Genomic DNA, 17,759 nt, shown 5'->3' on the forward strand with positions numbered 1-17,759 from the left:
CAGGGGTGGTTCGCCCGGCGCGAATCCTGTGACGTGCCGCAGTGCGGCGTCGGTGACGGGTGCCAGACTGGAGGCATGTTCGCGACCATCCACACGTCCGCCGGTGACATCCGGGTCGAGCTCTACGAGAACCACACGCCGCGCACCGTCGAGAACTTCGTCGGGCTGGCGAAGGGCACCATCGAGTGGACCGACCCGTCCACCGGCGCGCCCCGCACGGACCCCCTGTACTCGGGCGTCGTCTTCCACCGGGTGATCCCCGGATTCATGATCCAGGGCGGGGACCCGCTCGGCACCGGCCGCGGCGGCCCGGGCTACCAGTTCGACGACGAGATCCACCCCGAGCTGACCTTCTCCGAGCCGTACCTGCTCGCCATGGCCAACGCCGGCAAGCAGCTCAACCCCGTGACCGGCAAGGTCGGCGGGACCAACGGCTCGCAGTTCTTCATCTCCGTCGCCCCGACGACGTGGCTGAACGGCAAGCACACGATCTTCGGCAAGGTCGCGGACGAGGAGAGCCGCAAGGTCGTCGACGCCATCGCCGCCGTGCGCACGCGTCCGGGCGACCGTCCGGTCGAGGACGTCACCATCACGTCGATCACGGTGGAGGACTGAGATCAGCGGTTCCCACGTGCCGGGCGGCCCCGTCGCGGGGCCGCCCGCTGTGCCGGGTGACGACGCGGCGCAGCCTCCGGTCTGCCCGCGCCACCCGGACCGCGTGGCCTACGTGCGGTGCCAGCGGTGCGGGCGCCCGGCGTGCCCGGAGTGCCAGCGCCCCGCACCGGTCGGCGTGCACTGCGTCGACTGCGTGGCGCAGGCGGCGCAGGGCGCGCGTGACGGGCGCACCGTCCTCGGTGGGCGCGTGCGCGGCGGGCGCCCCGTCGTCACGCTGACGTTCATCGGGCTGTGCGCGGTGTCGTACCTGCTGCAGCTGACCGTGCCGGCCTGGACGTCCCGGTGGGCGTTCAGCCCGGTGGCGGGCTCGGTGGAGCCGTGGCGCTTCCTGACGGCGGCGTTCCTGCACTCGCCGGGCCAGGTGTTCCACATCCTGTTCAACATGATCGCGCTGTGGATGGTGGGGCCGTACCTCGAGAGCACCCTCGGGCGTGCGCGGTTCGCGACGCTCTACCTGCTCAGCGCGCTCGGCGGCTCGGTGGGTGCCGTGCTGCTGGCACCCGCGACCGGCACGTGGCTGACGCCGATGGTCGGCGCCTCCGGGGCCGTGTTCGGCCTCTTCGGCGCGGTCCTGGTGGTGCTCCGCCGCATGGGACGCGACGCGGGACCCATCCTCGGCATCATCGTCCTCAACGGCGTGCTCGGCTTCGTGCTGCCGGGGATCGCCTGGCAGGCGCACCTCGGCGGGCTCCTCGTCGGAGCACTCCTGGGGGCCGCGTTCGCGTACGCCCCGCGGGAGCGGCGAGGGCTGGTGGGGTGGGCGGCACCGCTGGTGACGCTCGTCGTGCTGGTCGGCGCCACGTGGTCGATGTACGCCGCCTACGGGCTGGCGTGACGCTCCCCAGAGTTGCTCACACCTGTGGAATTACACCGGTGTAGTTTTCCACAGGTCTGTGCACCGCCTGTGGACACCGAACGTGGCCGGTTGTGGACGAGGCTGTGTGCACGCGCGGTGCACACAGCCTCGTGAGGGTCGTCGGCGGACGCCGGGGACGTCAGCGCCAGCGGGTCAGCATGCCGAAGCCCACGATGATGATCGTGAAGCCGATGGCGAGGTTCCACTGGCCGATCCCGGGGACCGGGTAGCCGGCACCGGGGGACAGGTACGTGACCACCAGCCAGATGAGGCCGAGGATCATCAGGCCCAGTGACACGGGCAGGAACCAGCGCGGCAGCGGCTTGGGCGCGGACGCCTTCGTCGGCGGCGGGGTGTACGTCGCCTTCTTGCGCGGCTTCGACTCGGGCACGGGCGGGGCTCCTGTCTGCGACGGTGCGGTGAGCGGGCGTGGCATCGACACCACCGGGTCGACCGCGCGTGCGCCGACCGGGTGTCCGGCGTGATCGACCTGCTCACCGGTGTCGGCGTGCCGCCGAACGTGACCTAGCGTAGTGCTGTCGTCCCGCGGGCCGTGCGGGGACCGTGCGGAGGGAGTGGCTGTGCCCGAGAACGCCACCCCACCGAGCCGCGGACCGCGCCGCCGCGGTCTGGCTCGCGGCGCCGGTGCCGTGGGGCTCGTCCTGGGGATGTCCGGGATGCTCTTCACCGTCAACGCCCGCAGCGCCGGCGCGGACGACGCGCGGCACCCGCAGGACCTCCAGGAGCTCACGCAGCAGCAGGCGGCGACGGTCGAGCGGCTGTCCGCCGAGGTCGACGAGCTGCGGGCCGAGGTGGAGGCGCTCACCGCCGAGCAGAACGCGCTGGCGGGGCGTCCCGAGGTCGCCCCCGACCCCGGCGAGGTCGTCGCCGCCGGCTCGTCACCCGTCACCGGGCGCGGTCTCGTCGTCTCGCTCGACGACGCCCCGGTCGACACGCGGCGCGACGACGTCAACGCGGACCTGCTGGTCGTGCACCAGCAGGACATCCAGTCCGTCATGAACGCCCTGTGGGCCGGCGGGGCCGAGGCGATGGGCCTCATGGACCAGCGCGTCGTGTCGACGACCGGCGTGCAGTGCCAGGGCAACGTGCTGCGGCTGCACGGGCGCATGTACTCGCCGCCGTTCGTCATCACCGTCGTCGGGGACCCCGGTCAGCTCCGCAACGCGCTGGGGGAGGACCCCGCCGTCCGCAGCTACGTGCGCGACGCGGGGGAGCTCGGGCTGGGCTGGGAGGTCGAGGACCGCGACAGCGTCGAGCTGCCCGCGTACTCCGGCGCGACGGAGCTGTCCTGGGCGCAGGTGCCCGACGACGTCGAGGTGCTCCCCGGCCTGCCCGCCCCGGCGCCGACGGTGCCGACGGACGGCGGTGACGACGCGAAGGCCGGCGGGCCGCAGCCGGCCGCGCCCGTCGTCACCGTGCCGTCGTCCGCGCCCGCGGGGAGACGCCTGTGACCACGCCGCGCGTGGTGCTCCCGCCGGCGCACGCCCGCACGTCGCGCCCGCGCCGGGGTGCGTCGGTCGCGTACGGCGCGATCGGGGTGCTGGGCGAGCTGCTCATCACGCTCGGCGTGCTGCTGCTGGGGTTCCTCGTGTGGCAGCTGTGGTGGACCGACGTCGAGGGGGACCGCGCGCAGGCGGAGATCGTGCGGGACCTCGGCGCGCCGACGGCCACCGTGGAGCGCGACGACGGCGTGGCCGAGCCGCAGCCCGGCGAGCCGCCCGTGCTCGCGGAGCCGGCGCACGCCGCGTCCTTCGCGACGCTGACCGTGCCGCGCTGGGTGGGCGAGCCGGCGCGCCCCATCAGCCAGGGGACGGACCGCCGCACCGTGCTCGACGTGCTCGGCATCGGCCACTACGAGGGCACGGCCATGCCGGGCGGCGTCGGCAACCTCGCGCTCGCCGGTCACCGCGTGACGTTCGGCAAGCCGTTCAACCGCATCGAGGAGCTGCAGGTCGGCGACCCGCTCGTCGTGTGGACCACCGACGCCTGGTACGTGTACCGGGTGACGTCGACGGAGGTCGTCCTGCCGAAGGACGTGCGCGTGATCGCGCCGGTGCCCAACGAGCCGGGCGTCGCACCGACGGAGCGGTTCATCACCCTGACGACGTGCCACCCGATGTTCTCGGCGCGCGAGCGGTACGTCGTCCACGGCGTCTTCGAGTACTGGGCGGCGACGGCCGACGGCACGCCCGCCGAGCTGCTCGGGTGACGGCTCGGGTGACAGCGCGGGTGACCGCCAGTCGGGACCGGGCTGGGCGCACGACGACGGGAGGCACATGATGTACGGATGGCTGTGGCGGCACCTGCCGGGCCCGACGCCCGTGCGCCTGGTGCTCGCCGTGCTGCTGGCCGCAGCCGCGCTGGCCGCGTGCTTCCTGTGGGTCTACCCCGCGGTGGCGCCCTACATGCCTTTCAACGAGACCACGGTGGGTGAGTGATGACGCGGATCCTGGTCGTCGACAACTACGACTCGTTCGTCTACACGATCGTCGGCTACCTCGACCAGCTCGGTGCCAAGACGGAGGTCGTCCGCAACGACGCCGTCCCGTCGGCGGCCGAGCGGGCGGGGTACGACGGCGTCCTCGTCTCACCCGGGCCCGGCGCCCCGGCCGCCGCCGGCGCCAGCACGCAGGTGATCCGCGACTGCGCGGCCGCCGGCACCCCCATGCTCGGCGTCTGCCTCGGCCACCAGGCCCTCGGCGAGGTCTTCGGCGGGACCGTGACGCACGCGCCCGAGCTGATGCACGGCAAGACGAGCGAGGTCGAGCACGGCGGCCAGGGCGTCCTCGCGGGGCTGCCCGTGCCGTTCACGGCGACGCGTTACCACTCGCTGGCCGTCGTCGACGGGACGTTCTCCGACGAGCTGGTCGTCACGGCCCGCGCGAACGGGATCATCATGGGCCTGCAGCACCGCGAGCTGCCGCTGCACGGCGTGCAGTTCCACCCCGAGTCGGTGCTCACCGAGGGCGGCCACCGCCTGCTCGCGAACTGGCTCGAGCTGTGCGGCGCCACCGACGCCGTCGAGCGCTCGGAAGGGCTGCACCCGCTCGTCCGGCTCTGAGCGACGCCGCGCACGTACGCACTGAGCACGAACGCCCCCGAGCCTCGCGGCCGGGGGCGTTCGCGTCCGTGCGTCGTCGGTCGTGCGTCGTCAGTCGTCGGCGGGCTGCGTGGGTGACGCGGTCGGGGAGGGCTGCCCGCCCCCGCCGCCCCGCGGTCCGCGGGCGACGCGCAGCGTGACCTGCTGCTCCTTGGCGATCTGCGTCCCGCCGCCCGGGTCGGACGACACGACGGTGTTGGCCGCCTCGTCGGACTCCACGTCCTCACGCTTGACGTTGGTCAGCCCGACGGCCTGGAGGGCCTGCACGGCCGCGTCGTAGCTCAGGCCCCGCAGGTTCGTCGGGACGACGGCGGTGCTCGGCGGCGCCGCGACGGAGAGGTTGATGACCGTGCCCTGCGGCACGATGTCGCCCTCCGCGCGGTCCTGGGAGACCACGTTGCCCTCGGGCTCCGTCGACTCGACCTCGCGGGTGTTGACGCGCAGGTTGACGGCGGCCAGGGCCTCCGTCGCGACCTCGACGTTCTGGCCCGTGACGTTCGGGACCATGACGTTGCCGGACGACACGAACAGCGTGACCGAGTCGCCGGGCTTGGCAGGGCTGTTCGCGGCCGGTTCGGTCTTGGTGACCCGGCCCTCCTCGACGGTCGCGACGTCCTCCTTCTGCCGCGTCGGCGACACCTTGAGGTTCACGGCCTCGAGAGCCGCGGCCGCCTCCGCCTCGGTCATGCCCGTCACGTCCGGGACGGTGACCTCGGCCGGACCGGTCGAGATGTAGACCCTGACCTCGGACTCCTTGGCCACGTCCGTGCCCGCCACCGGGTCCGTGCGGGTCGCGAGGCCTGCCGCGAGGTCGCTGGGCTCCTGGAGTGGCTTGGGGAGGAGGTCCGCGTCACGGATCTCCTGCAGCGCCTCGGCCTCGGACAGACCCTCGACGTTCGGGACCGGGACCGTCGTCGCGGGCGGCGGGCCGCTGTTCGCCACGACCGCCCAGATGATCCCGCCCACGGCCAGCAGCGCCACGGCGGCGAGGACCCAGATGAGCCAGGGCCGCTTGCGCTCCTCCTCGTCCGCTTCCTGGTCCGACGTGGCGGTCGCCAGCCCGGTGGCACCCCACGGGGCCGACGCGGGCGGCATCGCCTGGGTCGTCGCCACGGGCGGTGCCATGACCTGGGTCGCCTCGGTGGCGGGCACGGCCGCGAGGGCCGCGCCCACGGAGGGGGCGTTGACGTGACCGCCGCGCAGGACGGCCTCGAGGTCGGAGCGGAACTCGGCGGCCGTCGAGTAGCGGGCGTCCCGCTCCTTGGCGAGCGCCTTGAGGGTGATGCGGTCCAGGGCCTCGGGGACGTCGGAGGCGATGGTGCTGGGGACCGGCGGGATCTCGCGCACGTGCTGGTACGCGACGGCGACGGGGGAGTCGCCGACGAACGGCGGCCGACCCGTGAGCAGCTCGAACAGCAGGCAGCCCGTGGAGTACAGGTCGGAGCGGGTGTCGACCTGCTCGCCGCGCGCCTGCTCGGGCGAGAGGTACTGCGCGGTGCCGATGACGGCCTGCGTCTGCGTCATGGTGGCGGCGGAGTCAGCGACGGCGCGGGCGATGCCGAAGTCCATGACCTTCACCGCGCCCGTCGGCGTGATCATGACGTTCGCCGGCTTGATGTCACGGTGCACGATGCCCGCGTGGTGCGAGTACTCCAGCGCGGACAGCACGCCCGCGGTGATCTCGACGGCCTCGTCGATGGGCACGGCGTGCCCGTCGCGCAGGATGTCGCGCACCGTGTGGCCCTCGACGTACTCCATGACGATGAACGGCACGTGCGCCACCGTGCCGGTGGGCTCGGTGAAGACGTCCTCGCCCGTGTCGTACACGGCGACGATCGCAGGGTGGTTGAGCGCCGCGGCCGACTGCGCCTCGCGCCGGAACCGGTTCTGGAACGAGGGGTCGCGGGCGAGGTCGGAGCGCAGGATCTTGATGGCGACCGTGCGTCCCAGTCGCGTGTCGTGCCCGATGTGCACCTCGGCCATGCCGCCGCGCCCGATGAGCTCGCCGACCTCGTACCTGCCGGCAAGGATGCGGGATCCGTCGTCCACCACTAGAGGTCCTTCACTTCCGTCGGTCGCGGGCCATCGGTGTGTGCCCGTGTCCCGTCTGTGGGGACGGCATCGCCGTCCCGGGTCGGTTCTGCGGCGATCATCCCACCCTGCAGGCCGCCACGAGGGTACTCGGCGGTCACCGCCTGCCCGCGCGGGTCGGCGGGGGCGGCACCCAGGAGCCGGTCGGCCAGCGCAGCACCGAGCAGGGCGACGAGCACCAGGACCAGCGTGACCAGGGGCAGCCGCAGCCGGCGGACCCAGGTGGTCGCCGCGTCGAGCGGACGTGCCGGCGGTGAGCCGTGCCGGCCACGCCGCGTGCTCTCGTCGTGGGCCGGTGCGCGGCCCGCGCGCTCCCGGCGCGACGGGGGGTACGACGGGGGTGCGTCGTCCCCGGCGGGGAGGTGGGACGGGGCTGCGCCGGGCGTGCCGACGTGCTGCGCGGGCCGGTCGGGCGCGGTGCGCGGCGCGGCCGGGCTCCGGCGGTCCTGGGCGCGTGTCGGCTTGCTGACCAGCACCGCGACCCCGGACGGCGGCGTCTGCGGCACCAGGCGGTCCAGCAGCCCGGCCAGCTCCTCGCCCGACGCGGGACGCTCCGACGGCTCCTTCGACAGCAGCCGCATCACCAGGGCCGCGAGGCGCCTTTCGACCGTCGCGGGCAGCGGCGGGACCGGGTCGTTGACGTGCGCGACGGCGATGTCGACGGCCGTCGGCCCCGTGAACGGGCGCCGGCCCGCCAGCGCCTCGTACGCGACGACACCGAGCGAGTACAGGTCCGACAGGGGGGTCGCCGGGCGGCCGACGGCCTGCTCGGGCGACAGGTACTGCGCCGTGCCCATGACCATGCCGGTGGCCGTCATGGTCTTCTGGTCGGCAGCCAGCGACACGCCGAAGTCGGTGATCTTCACCTTGCCGGAGCGCGCCAGCAGGATGTTGCCCGGCTTGACGTCGCGGTGGACCACCCCGGCCAGGTGCGCCGCGTGCAGACCGCGGGCCGTCTGGGCCAGCACCGGCAGCAGCCGCCGCGGCGCCAGCACCGGCTCGCGCTCGAGGAGGTCGGACAACGGCTCCCCGACGACGAGCTCCATGACCAGGTACGCCGACCCGTCCTGCTCGCCGTAGTCGAAGAGCGCGGCGATGTGCGGGTGGTGCAGCGCTGCGGAGTTGCGCGCCTCGGTGCGGAACCGCTCGAGGAAGCCCGCGTCGCCGGCGAACTCGTTGCGCAGCACCTTGACGGCGACCGCCCGGGCGAGGGAGTCGTCGTTCGCCTCCCACACCTCACCCATGCCGCCGACGGCGATGCGACGCAGCAGCCGGTAGCGGCCACCGCCCAGCGCGACACCCGGTGCCGTCCTCATGACGCGAGCACCGCCTCGATGACGGCCCGCGCGATCGGCGCGGCGACGGCACCGCCGGTCGCCTCGTTACCCAGGTTCCCGCCGTTCTCGACGATCACGGCGACCGCCACCCGCGGTGCGTCCGCCGGCGCGAACGCGGTGAACCAGGCGTGCGGGGCCTGCCCTTCGGTGGTCTGGGCCGTGCCCGTCTTGCCCGCGACCTGCACACCGTCGATGCGGGCGGAGCGTCCGGAGCCGGACTCGACCACACCCACCATCATCTGCGTCAGCTGGCTCGCGGTGGACGCCGACACGGCGTCCGAGTACACCTGGGGCCGGGTCCGGGAGACGACCGTGAGGTCGGCGGCGCGGACCGTGTCGACGAGGTACGGCGTCATGAGGCGCCCGCCGTTCGCGATCGCCGAGGAGACCATGGCCATCTGCAGCGGGGTCGCCTGCACGTCGCGCTGCCCGATCGCGGACTGCGCGAGCATCGCGGGGTCCAGGTCGCTCGGGAACACCGACTCCACGACCTCCATGGGCACCGTCAGGTCCGGGTCGAGGAAGCCGAAGCGCTCCGACTGCTCGCGCATCGCGTCCTCACCGAGGGTCATCCCGAGGCTCGCGAACGCGGTGTTGCAGGAGATCCGCAGCGCGTCGGCCAGGGTGACCTGCTCACCCCCGCAGCTGCTCCCGCCGAAGTTGCCGATGGTCGCGCTCGTCTGCGGCAGCGGGAGCTCGACCGGGGACGGCACGAGCGTCTCGGACGTGTAGCTGCCCGACTCCAGCGCCGCGGCGGCGGTGACGAGCTTGAACGTCGAGCCGGGCGCGAACCGCTCCTGGATGACCTTCGAGCGCAGCGGGTTGCCCTGGGCCTCGTCGAGCGCGCGGTACTGGGCGGCGGCCTCGCTGGTGGAGTGCACGGCCAGGGCGTTGGGGTCGAAGCCGGGCGTCGACACGAGCGCGAGGATCCGGCCCGTCGACGGCTCGACGGCGACGACCGCGCCCTCCTGGTCGCCGATCGCCTCGCGCGCGGCCTGCTGCGCGGCGGGCAGGATCGTCGTCTCGACCGCCGCGCCCTCGGGCTTCTTGCCCGTCAGCAGGTCGCGGATGCGCGTGAAGAACAGCTGGTCCGAGCGGCCGGTGAGCTGGTCGTTCTCGGCCTTCTCGAGCTGCGTGCTGCCGTTCGCGATCGAGTAGAACCCCGTGACCGCCGAGTACAGGTCGCCCTGCGGGTACGTCCGCTGGTAGCCGAACGGGTCGTCGACGGGCACGGAGACCGCGATGGCCTCGCCGCCGGCGACGATGGGGCCACGGGCGTTGCCGTGCTCGCGGTAGAGCATGCGCACGTTGCGGGGGTCGGTGTTGAGCGACTCCGCCTGGAAGAACTGCACCCAGGTGGCCGCGCCCATGAGCGCGACGAACATGACGAGGGTGATCGTCGCGAGGCGACGCAGCGGGGTGTTCACCGGCTCTCACCTCCCGGCGGCTCGACGGGCGGGTGGTCGCGGTCCGGGACGTCGGGTCCGACGTGCTCGGTGGGCCGGTCGTCCGGGTCCGGACCCGTCCGCGCGGGAGGCGTCACGCCCGAGGTGCGCACCGGTGGCGCGTCCACCACGGGCGTCCCCCCGACGGGGGTCCCCGTGCGGCCGGTGCTGCGGCCCGTGCTGCGGCCGTTGCCGGCGGGCCGCGTCCGTCCGGGCGACGACACCGGGACGCCGATGTCCGGCGTCGCGATCGCGCGGACCACGGGCACCGGGCGGCGGGCCTCGTCGGAGACGCGCAGCAGCAGGGCCGCGATGATCCAGTTGGCGACGAGGGACGACCCGCCGTAGGCGAGGAACGGCGTCGTCAGACCCGTCAGCGGGATGAGGCGGGTCACTCCGCCGACGACCACGAACAGCTGGAACGCGATGACGAAGGACAGACCGCCCGCGAGCAGCTTGCCGAACCCGTCGCGCACGCCGATGGCGGTGCGCAGACCCCGCTCCACGAGCACCGTGTACAGCAGGAGGATCGCGATGAGGCCCGTCAGGCCCAGCTCCTCGCCCAGGGCCGCGACGATGAAGTCCGAGTACGCGAACGGCACGAGGTCGGGCCGTCCCTGACCCAGCCCGGTGCCGAACAGGCCGCCGCTGGCCATGCCGAACAGCCCGTACACCAGCTGGCCGGAGCCGCCGATCTCGCGCCGGAAGACGTCGTCGTCGAGCGCGTGCAGCCACACGTCGAACCGTGCGCCCACGTGGCCGAACGTCGCTGCCGCGAGGGCGGCACCGCCGACGAACAGCACGAGGCCGATGACGATCCACGACGTGCGCTCCGTCGCCAGGTACAGCACCGCGACGAACAGGCCGAAGAACAGCAGCGACGTCCCCAGGTCGCGCTGCAGCACGAGGACCGCGAGCGACGCCGCCCACACCAGCAGGATCGGTCCCAGGTCGCGCGCCCGCGGCAGCTGCAGCCCGAGGACCCGCTTGCCCGCCAGGGCCAGGGTGTCGCGGTGCGTGACGAGGTAGCCGGCGAAGAACACGGCGAGGGCGATCTTCGCGAACTCCGCGGGCTGCATGCCGACGGGCCCGACGCGCACCCAGATCCGGGCGCCGTTGATCGTCTGCCCCAGGCCCGGGACCAGGGGCAGCACGATGAGCACGAGACCGACGACCATGGCGGTGTACGTGTAGCGCCGCAGCGTGCGGTGGTCCCGCAGCAGGAGCAGCACCGCGATCGCCAGGGCGACCGAGATCGCCGTCCACGCGAGCTGGCGGTCGGCGATGTCCGCGTCGGACCGGTCGCGGGCCGCGTACGCGATCGAGATCCGGTAGATCATCGCCAGGCCGATGCCGTTGAGCGCGACGACGACGGGCAGGATCACCGGGTCCGCGTACGGCGCCCGCAGGCGCAGCACGACGTGCACCGCGAACGCCAGGACCGTGGTGCCGACCGCGTACGCGACGACGTGCGGGGGCACCGCACCGGTCGCACCCAGGCCGGCCAGGACGTACCCGGCGATGCCGATGCCGAGCGCCGGGACGAGCAGCAGCAGCTCGGTCCCGCGCCCGGGGCGGACCCGGTGGGGCTGGACGCTGGCCATCACAGCGCGGGCGCGACCGTTGGGAGGCCCGGGGTCGGCCCACCGGCGGCGGGGGTAGGTGCGGCGGGGGCGGTGACGGCGGGGTCGACGGGTGCGGGGGTCGGGGGTGGCGTCACGGACGGGGTGGGCGCCGGCTCGTCGTCGGCGACGTCGTCCGCGAGCATCTCGACCAGGCGGCGCGCCTCGGCGAGGGACCCCGCGGTGATCGTCTGCTCGACGCGCTCACGCAGGTAGCCGGGCAGCTCGTCGACGGAGACCTCCGACGTCTCGACCAGCGAGGCGAGGTCCAACGGTCCGAGGGACTGCGGGATGCCCCGGTACACCGCGACGGTGCCGTCCGGGGCGCCCACGAAGTACTGCGTCTGGGTCCAGGCGTAGCCGCCGGCGACGGCCGCGACGAGGGCGATCCCCACGGTGACCCACGTGAGCGCGAGCCCGCGGCGGCGGGGGGACGGCGCGAGGGGCTCGTCCTCGTCCTCGTCGTCGGGGCTGTCGTCGCGCGGGGCCGTGGTCACGGGTCGCGCGGCGTCGTCGTCCGCGGGGTCCTCGTCGCGGCCGTCCTCGTCGTCGCGCGGGCCGGCGGACGTGCGCGCACGGTGCGACAGCCGCGCGGCGCGGGCCGCGGGCCCGTCCGCGGCAGCCGACGGCCGGTTGCGGCTCACCGCGGCCGCACCGACCACCGCGCTCGCGGTCGACGGCATCGCACCGTCGGGCAGGTCGTCCAGCTCGACGACGTCCGCGAGCACGACCGTCACGTTGTCCGGGCCACCGGCGCGCAGCGCCAGCTGGACGAGCCGGTCCGCGCAGGCGTCGACGTCCTCGATCTCCGCGAGCGTCTCGGCGATGGTCTCCGCCGAGACGTACCCGGACAGCCCGTCGGAGCACAGCAGCCACCGGTCGCCCGGCCGCGCCTCACGGACCGAGAGGTCGGCGGTCACGTCGGTGTCGAAGTCGCCGAGGACCCGCATGACGACCGACCGCTGGGGGTGGTGCTCGGCCTCCTCGGGCGTGATGCGGCCCGTGTCGACCAGGTGCTGCACGAACGTGTGGTCGGCGGTGACCTGCGTGAGCGTGCCGTCGCGGAACAGGTAGCCACGCGAGTCGCCCAGGTGCACCATGGCCAGCTTGTTGCCCGCGCGCAGGATCGCCGTGACGGTCGTGCCCATGCCGGCCAGGTCCGGCTCGGCGTCGCTGCGCGCGATGATCTCGGAGCGTGCGTCGTCGAGGGCGGTCTCGAGCTCGTCCAGGGCGTCGTCGGGGCCGTGCGACTCCCCGTCCAGGGGCGCGAGCGCGGCGACCGCGACGGACGAGGCGACGTCACCGCCCGCGTGGCCGCCCATGCCGTCGGCGACGACCAGCAGGTGGGGGCCGGCGTAGGCGGAGTCCTGGTTGTCGGAGCGCACGAGGCCGACGTCGGAGCGCGCGGCGTAGCGGAGGGCGACCGTCACGCGCTACCTCTGCAGCTCGAGGAGGCTCTGCCCGACGCGCACGGGGGTGCCGGTCGGGACGGGCGTGGGCTGGTCGACGCGCTGCTCGCCGACGAACGTGCCGTTCGTCGAGCCCAGGTCCTCGACGAACCAGCGGTCGCCCTGGGGGAAGATCCGCGCGTGGCGTGAGGACGAGTAGTCGTCGTCGAGGACGAGCGTGCAGCTCGGTGCGCGGCCCACGAGGACGGCCGACGAGCCCAGCGGCAGCGTCGTGCCGCGCAGCGGGCCCTCGGTGACGACGAGCCGGGTGGGTCCGCCGTTGCTGCGGCTGCGCCGGGGGGCACGGGGCGTGTCGGCGGCGGGAGCGTCGCCCGCGGGCGCGGCCTTGCCGGGCGCGCGGCGCCGGTCGATGATCCGCGTGCCGTACAGGTCGCGGCGCAGCACCGTGATCGCCGACAGGACGAGGAACCACAGCAGCGCGAGGTACCCCAGGCGCAGCAGGGTGATCGTGAGCTCACTCATGCCGCGGCATCACTCGTCCACGTCCGCGTCGCCCCCGGTCCAGAACAGGATCCGGGTGCGCCCGATGGTCAGGGTGTTGCCGTCCAGCAGCGTCGCCGCGGGCACCTGGTGCCCCTCGACGAACAGGCCGTTGGTGGAGCCCATGTCGCTCGCGACGACGCCGTCGGGCGTCACCCGGATCTCCAGGTGGCGGCGCGAAACGCCGGGGTCGTCGACGATGATGTCCGCCTCCGAGCCGCGGCCGATGACCGTGACCGGGCCGGTGAGGATGTACCGCTGCCCGTCGATGTCGATCAGCGGGTGGCGCGGGCTGGGTGCCGCGTTGGTCGCGGGGGCCACCGCACCGCGCACCGTCGCGCTGTGGACGGCGAACCGGCCGGCGTCCTGCTCCGTGTTCTCGCTGAAGGAGACGGTCACGGGCCCGACGAACGCGTAGTGCTGGCTGCCGGCGTGCTCGGTGACGTTGGCCGCCAGCTCCTCCGCCAGCGCCTCGGCGCCCCACGCCTCGACCTGGTCGTAGTCCGGCGTGGACAGCTCGATGGTGAACTCGTTGGGCACCACCGTGCGGTCGCGGCCGACCACGGCGGCCCGGTCGTCCAGCTCACGGCGCAGCGCGTCGGCGAGCTCGATGGGCTTGACCTCGCTGCGGAAGGCACGGGCGAACGCGTTGTTGACGACGCGCTCCACACCGTTCTCGAACTTGTCGAGGAATCCCACGGCCACCTCCCTCCCGCTGACGGTCGGGCCGGTAGGCCCGTCCCACGTGCTCGTCGGCTCGTGCGACGCGGTGCGACGACGGTCCGCGTCGATGGTATCCGTGCCATGGCCTGGACGGGTGCCCGTGGGGGTGACGAGGTGCGCGCGGCGCGTATCGGCGGGGGGAGGTCTGCCCGGTCGGTGGTGACCAGTGGTCGGTGGGGAGGGGGTGCGGGGTGCTGGTGGTGGGCCCGAGTGACCAGTGGTCGCGTGCGGTGGCTCGGTGGTGACCACTGGTCAGTTGGGAGGGGATGTGGGTGCTGGAGGTGGGGCCAAGTGACCAGTGGTCGCGTGCTTGGGCTCGGTGGTGACCACTGGTCGGCGGAGCGGGTCGCCGCCGGGTGAGCAGTGGGCGCCTGCGGGTGAGGTTCTGGAGGAGCGGTGGTCGTGGGCGGGGCCTCCGGCGTGTTAACGTTCTGCGGCGCGCGCGAGTGGCGGAACGGCAGACGCGCTGGCTTCAGGTGCCAGTGTCCGAAAGGGCGTGCGGGTTCAAATCCCGCCTCGCGCACAGATCCTTGGGAGTTCTCCAGGGAGACCGAGAGTCGGGGACCTCAGGGTCCCCGACTCTTTGTCGTTCCCGCGAGGATGCCGAGTCAGTCGCTCCGCGCTCCTCACAGTCCGGAGGCGACGACCAAGCGCAGCCATCCCTTGTCGCCGTCTCTGAGCCAGAGACTGATGTGGCAGTTGCCGAACCCGTCCTACCGAGGACCAGTCCGGACATGGTGCACGGACTTGTCTCTCACCACGCCACCCAGACGCGCCTGCACGCGATCCGCGGCACCGCCGCCGCTCCCGTCGCCGCCGGTGAGCAGTCTTGGCACACCGCAGGTCAGGAGTCTTCCCCGTGGGCCGAGCGAGACGGGGTCACGAGAGGCATGGTGTGTGGCGTACTTGACGCGCGCAGAACCGGCTCTCGATCACGAAGCTGGCTCCAGCGCTGGGCTGGGTCGACGACGTGGCGGTCGCCTTCCGCATCGAGCCGGGTCGTGTCTGCGCCAGCGTCGGTGTGTCGACCAGTCCGCTCGAGGTCCCGTCGCGATACGTCGCGGGCCGGCTGACACTGCCCGCTGCTGCCCGTGGCCGCCTGGACGTGGCCGTTGTGACGCTGTGGTCGCGGTGACGGTCGGAGACGGGCAGATCGTGCTCGTTGGGGGTGCAGACATCGCCCAGGTCGTCACGGGAGCATTCCAGGCTCCTCCCGCGGCGGTGGAGCTCGTGACGCAGTCGAAGCGGCGCGGTGTGAAGGCGGCCTGGCGGCCCGTCGTCATCAACGGATGACGGGTCGGGTGCGCGAGGCGAGGTGTCGTAGCAGCACCCGCTCCGCCCTCGAACGACCTACGAAAGGCCCCCGGTGCCAGGGCGAATGCGGTACGACGGTGCAGTGACGATAGATGCCGTCGAGTTCCTGACGTTGGAGACAGCGATGCGTCCGCCGCGGGTCGCGATCCTGTTCTCGGGCGACGACAACTGGCGGCGATGGGCTCGACTCGCCATCGCTGCCGCCTCGAGTACGTGGGCAGGAGGTGGGCATGTCTTCGTGCCCTACGACTCAGATGGCCACGTCGAGGCGCTGGTGCTCGACGCTGTCGCCGCGTACGACCCCGACCACGTCGTGCTCTACGCGCCCACGTTCGCCGAACTCGAGGCCGTGGAGCCCGGTTCGGTCCAGGTCGGCGATGGAAGAGGTGGACTCCTCGAGGGGGATGAGCGCGCAGAGTTGCTGCGGGCGAACCCCAACTTCGTACCGGGCCCGACCAGACAGGGGCACACCGCTCGGCTCCTGGTCGCAGCGCGATGCACGCCGTTTCGGTCCCCGTATCGAGACGACCCCGACCGCGCCGACCTGCAGTCCCGCATCGGCGTCGAGTCGTATGCGGGGCTGGTCACGGCCGAGCGGTTCTTGCCCACCGGTCCGATGCGCGTGCTTGCACCTGATCCTGGCTGGACGAGCGACGGAGCGCTCTGGGTGTCTGCCACGCATGGGCTGCCGCCCGCACAGTGGTCCGGGTCATCCGCTCGCCCCGAGCCACCGGCCACCGAACTGTGGAAGTGGGCCCTCGGCTCTCGCTCTTGGCTTGCCCCCACGCCACCGCCGGACTTGGTGATCGGGGGCGCGGCCGAAGACGGCGAACCCGAGCAAGCGCCGACTTGGTTCGCGCGCCTGGACTCAGGCGTGGCGGAGATAGTCCAGGGGTACGCGCACGATCGCATCGCGGTCGTCTTGGGCGACACCGCGTCGGACTTCGCACTCGCCGCGATCTACAGCGTGCTGCTCCGGACGGCGCATTGGGTACCGGATGAAGTGCTTCGTGATCCCTCATCTGAGGCGCACCTCGCGGGTGCCCTCCGGTCGACGCAACTCGACCTCGAGCACGTCGGCGAGAAGCTGAACCTCGTCTCGACCTCGCTCAGCTCGGACCGAGTCGAGGAGCAGTTCGCGGCACTGATGCGATCCGCGCCGGTCGTAGTGATCGACGACGAACCTCGGTCGCACGAGGGGTTCACCACCGGTCCACCCGCACTTGAGTCGGGTCTGGCCAGCCGGTACCTGGAGGAGGGTGTCGGTTCGCAGTTGGCCATTCCGGTCCGGGTCGACGCTGGCGGCACTTCGACAACGCTGACGTCGTTCATGCCGCCGACGCCGACGCAGAGTGGACTGATCTTGAACTCCGTCTACTGGCTCGTCGACGTGCAGACGCGCCCGCAGTCATTCCCGTCGGGGCGCGGGCTGGCGCCCGGCGCGCTGCTTGCGCCAGACAACGAGTGGCCACCGACTATTCGCGCGAGCCGGTTTGGTTCGACGCTCAATCCAGCATCGCAGGGATTCGTCGCCGCGGGAGCGGTCATGAGTGGTCGACTGGCGCGACCGATCCTCCGATTCCCAGGTCTACGCGACTGGGCTGACGCGATGGCTGGCCGGGAGGGCCACTCGGTCCGCCACTCGGCGTCGGGTCAACGGGCGCAGTTCGTTGCGTCTCGGCTGGGTTCGCGTCAGGCACTCACCGACCTCGTGAACAGCCCGTTCCTTCACGCGCTCCGCCAGTTCGACCGTCGAGCGTCGCAGGTCCGGGTCAAGAGCAAGCGTCACGTCGACGGGGTCGTCGATCTCGACGGCGACCGCGCCTACTTGTCGGCTCAAGCGATCGGCAAGGCAGCTGGGTACGCAGTTGTCCCTGAGGTGCGAGAGCTGCTGGACCGACTCTGCACCGCGGAGCTCGCACGCCGCGGGCTGATTCTGAAGTGCACAAGCTGCCGCAGAGCTTCCTTCCACTCTGTCGACTCTCTGAGCCAGTTGTTTCGTTGCCCGCGATGCGACGCATCCAACGCCCTCAATGCCCACGCATGGCTTACCAAGAGCGCGGAGCCGGAGTGGACGTACGACCTCCACTCAACCCTGCGGGAAGTCATCAACCAGGACGGGGCCGTGCCCTTTCTGGCAGGCGAACAACTCGCATCGCGTGCTCAGCGCAGGGTCTCTTACGACGATTGCCCGGAGCTGGAGATTCTGCGCGATGGCAAGCCAGTAGCGGAGTTCGATCTCCTCGCGCACGTTGATGGCGAAGTCATCGTTGTGGAGGCCAAGAGTGCAGGCCACCTCGGCACGACGGCGGCCATGCGGAAGGCGACGGCAAGAAAACTCGCTCTCGCTGCGAGGCTGTTGAGGGCAGACGCCGTCTGCCTCGCCACTTCCGCGACTGAGTGGAACCAGACGGACGTGGAACGAGTGCGGAGCGCGCTCACCGAGGAGTGCTCGCACGCGGTCGCACTCAGGACCGTTGAGTTACTCGCACCGCCGCCACCGCCGATCGCCGCGAGCGAGGAGCCAACGTGACGGCACAACTCGGTTGTTGAACGGTCGCGACGCCTTGCAGTGCTTGGCTCCATCATGGCCCGGAGGCCCTGCCAGCCCCATGAACGCCAGTAC

General features: G+C 72.5%; 16 protein-coding genes and 1 tRNA gene. 9 read left to right on the plus strand and 8 right to left on the minus strand.

Features of this window, described 5'->3' with window-relative positions:
- Positions 1-75 precede the first annotated feature (75 nt).
- Together NP075_RS00095 and NP075_RS00100 are read left to right on the plus strand one after the other, a co-directional pair.
- Entirely contained in the window at positions 76-615 is a 540-nt protein-coding gene (locus tag NP075_RS00095) for a peptidylprolyl isomerase (RefSeq protein ID WP_227563682.1), read from the plus strand.
- Between the two features lie 103 nt (positions 616-718).
- Complete coding sequence (locus NP075_RS00100; protein WP_227563683.1) at positions 719-1,510, plus strand: rhomboid family intramembrane serine protease; 792 nt, start codon at positions 719-721, stop codon at positions 1,508-1,510.
- 160 nt (positions 1,511-1,670) lie between these two features.
- On the opposite strand, the gene NP075_RS00105 is transcribed toward NP075_RS00100, so the two are convergent.
- On the minus strand, positions 1,671-1,922 hold the full coding sequence (locus NP075_RS00105) for a cell division protein CrgA (protein WP_227563684.1): 252 nt from the start codon (positions 1,920-1,922) through the stop codon (positions 1,671-1,673).
- A gap of 190 nt (positions 1,923-2,112) precedes the next feature.
- Between NP075_RS00105 and NP075_RS00110 the strand changes: the two genes are divergently transcribed.
- The 4 genes from NP075_RS00110 (at position 2,113) to NP075_RS00125 (ending at position 4,613) form a co-directional block, all read left to right on the plus strand.
- Entirely contained in the window at positions 2,113-3,003 is an 891-nt protein-coding gene (locus NP075_RS00110) for a DUF881 domain-containing protein (protein ID WP_227563685.1), read from the plus strand.
- Positions 3,000-3,761: a class E sortase gene (locus NP075_RS00115; RefSeq protein ID WP_227563686.1), complete on the plus strand. Its 762-nt coding sequence runs from the start codon at positions 3,000-3,002 to the stop codon at positions 3,759-3,761. Before NP075_RS00110 ends, NP075_RS00115 begins: the two co-directional genes overlap by 4 nt.
- A 67-nt stretch (positions 3,762-3,828) precedes the next feature.
- Complete coding sequence (locus tag NP075_RS00120; protein WP_227563767.1) at positions 3,829-3,990, plus strand: hypothetical protein; 162 nt, start codon at positions 3,829-3,831, stop codon at positions 3,988-3,990.
- Complete coding sequence (locus NP075_RS00125) at positions 3,990-4,613, plus strand: aminodeoxychorismate/anthranilate synthase component II (protein ID WP_227563687.1); 624 nt, start codon at positions 3,990-3,992, stop codon at positions 4,611-4,613. The genes NP075_RS00120 and NP075_RS00125 overlap by 1 nt, the downstream gene beginning before the upstream one ends.
- Positions 4,614-4,703: 90 nt before the next feature.
- On the opposite strand, the gene pknB is transcribed toward NP075_RS00125, so the two are convergent.
- Genes pknB through NP075_RS00160 form a run of 7 tightly spaced genes read right to left on the minus strand, consistent with a single transcriptional unit; the run spans position 4,704 to position 13,795 of the window.
- Complete coding sequence (gene pknB, locus NP075_RS00130) at positions 4,704-6,704, minus strand: Stk1 family PASTA domain-containing Ser/Thr kinase (RefSeq protein WP_227563688.1); 2,001 nt, start codon at positions 6,702-6,704, stop codon at positions 4,704-4,706.
- Complete coding sequence (locus tag NP075_RS00135; RefSeq protein WP_227563689.1) at positions 6,704-8,059, minus strand: serine/threonine-protein kinase; 1,356 nt, start codon at positions 8,057-8,059, stop codon at positions 6,704-6,706. Before NP075_RS00135 ends, pknB begins: the two co-directional genes overlap by 1 nt.
- Positions 8,056-9,507 (minus strand): peptidoglycan D,D-transpeptidase FtsI family protein, encoded by a 1,452-nt coding sequence (locus NP075_RS00140; protein WP_227563690.1) that lies wholly within the window; start codon positions 9,505-9,507, stop codon positions 8,056-8,058. Before NP075_RS00140 ends, NP075_RS00135 begins: the two co-directional genes overlap by 4 nt.
- A complete protein-coding gene (locus NP075_RS00145; protein WP_227563691.1) occupies positions 9,504-11,129 on the minus strand; it encodes an FtsW/RodA/SpoVE family cell cycle protein in 1,626 nt (541 codons plus the stop codon). The genes NP075_RS00140 and NP075_RS00145 overlap by 4 nt, the downstream gene beginning before the upstream one ends.
- Positions 11,129-12,577, minus strand: a complete 1,449-nt coding sequence (locus NP075_RS00150) for a Stp1/IreP family PP2C-type Ser/Thr phosphatase (RefSeq protein WP_227563692.1) — start codon at positions 12,575-12,577, stop codon at positions 11,129-11,131. The genes NP075_RS00145 and NP075_RS00150 overlap by 1 nt, the downstream gene beginning before the upstream one ends.
- Before the next feature lie 3 nt (positions 12,578-12,580).
- Positions 12,581-13,078 carry an FHA domain-containing protein FhaB/FipA gene (locus tag NP075_RS00155; protein WP_227563693.1) on the minus strand — a complete coding sequence of 166 codons (498 nt, stop codon included), beginning with the start codon at positions 13,076-13,078 and terminating at the stop codon, positions 12,581-12,583.
- 9 nt (positions 13,079-13,087) lie between these two features.
- Positions 13,088-13,795: an FHA domain-containing protein gene (locus tag NP075_RS00160; protein ID WP_227563694.1), complete on the minus strand. Its 708-nt coding sequence runs from the start codon at positions 13,793-13,795 to the stop codon at positions 13,088-13,090.
- A 464-nt stretch (positions 13,796-14,259) separates the two neighbouring features.
- On the opposite strand from NP075_RS00160, the gene NP075_RS00165 reads away from it, so the two are divergent.
- From NP075_RS00165 to NP075_RS00175, 3 genes are all read left to right on the plus strand, one after another.
- Positions 14,260-14,342 (plus strand) — tRNA-Leu (locus tag NP075_RS00165).
- Positions 14,343-14,950: 608 nt separating this feature from the next.
- Positions 14,951-15,112 (plus strand): hypothetical protein, encoded by a 162-nt coding sequence (locus tag NP075_RS00170; RefSeq protein WP_227563695.1) that lies wholly within the window; start codon positions 14,951-14,953, stop codon positions 15,110-15,112.
- A gap of 259 nt (positions 15,113-15,371) precedes the next feature.
- Positions 15,372-17,666: a hypothetical protein gene (locus tag NP075_RS00175; RefSeq protein WP_256791338.1), complete on the plus strand. Its 2,295-nt coding sequence runs from the start codon at positions 15,372-15,374 to the stop codon at positions 17,664-17,666.
- Positions 17,667-17,759: the final 93 nt, after the last annotated feature.

Origin of the sequence: Cellulomonas wangsupingiae, from assembly GCF_024508275.1 — a bacterium.
Lineage (GTDB): Bacteria > Actinomycetota > Actinomycetes > Actinomycetales > Cellulomonadaceae > Cellulomonas > Cellulomonas wangsupingiae.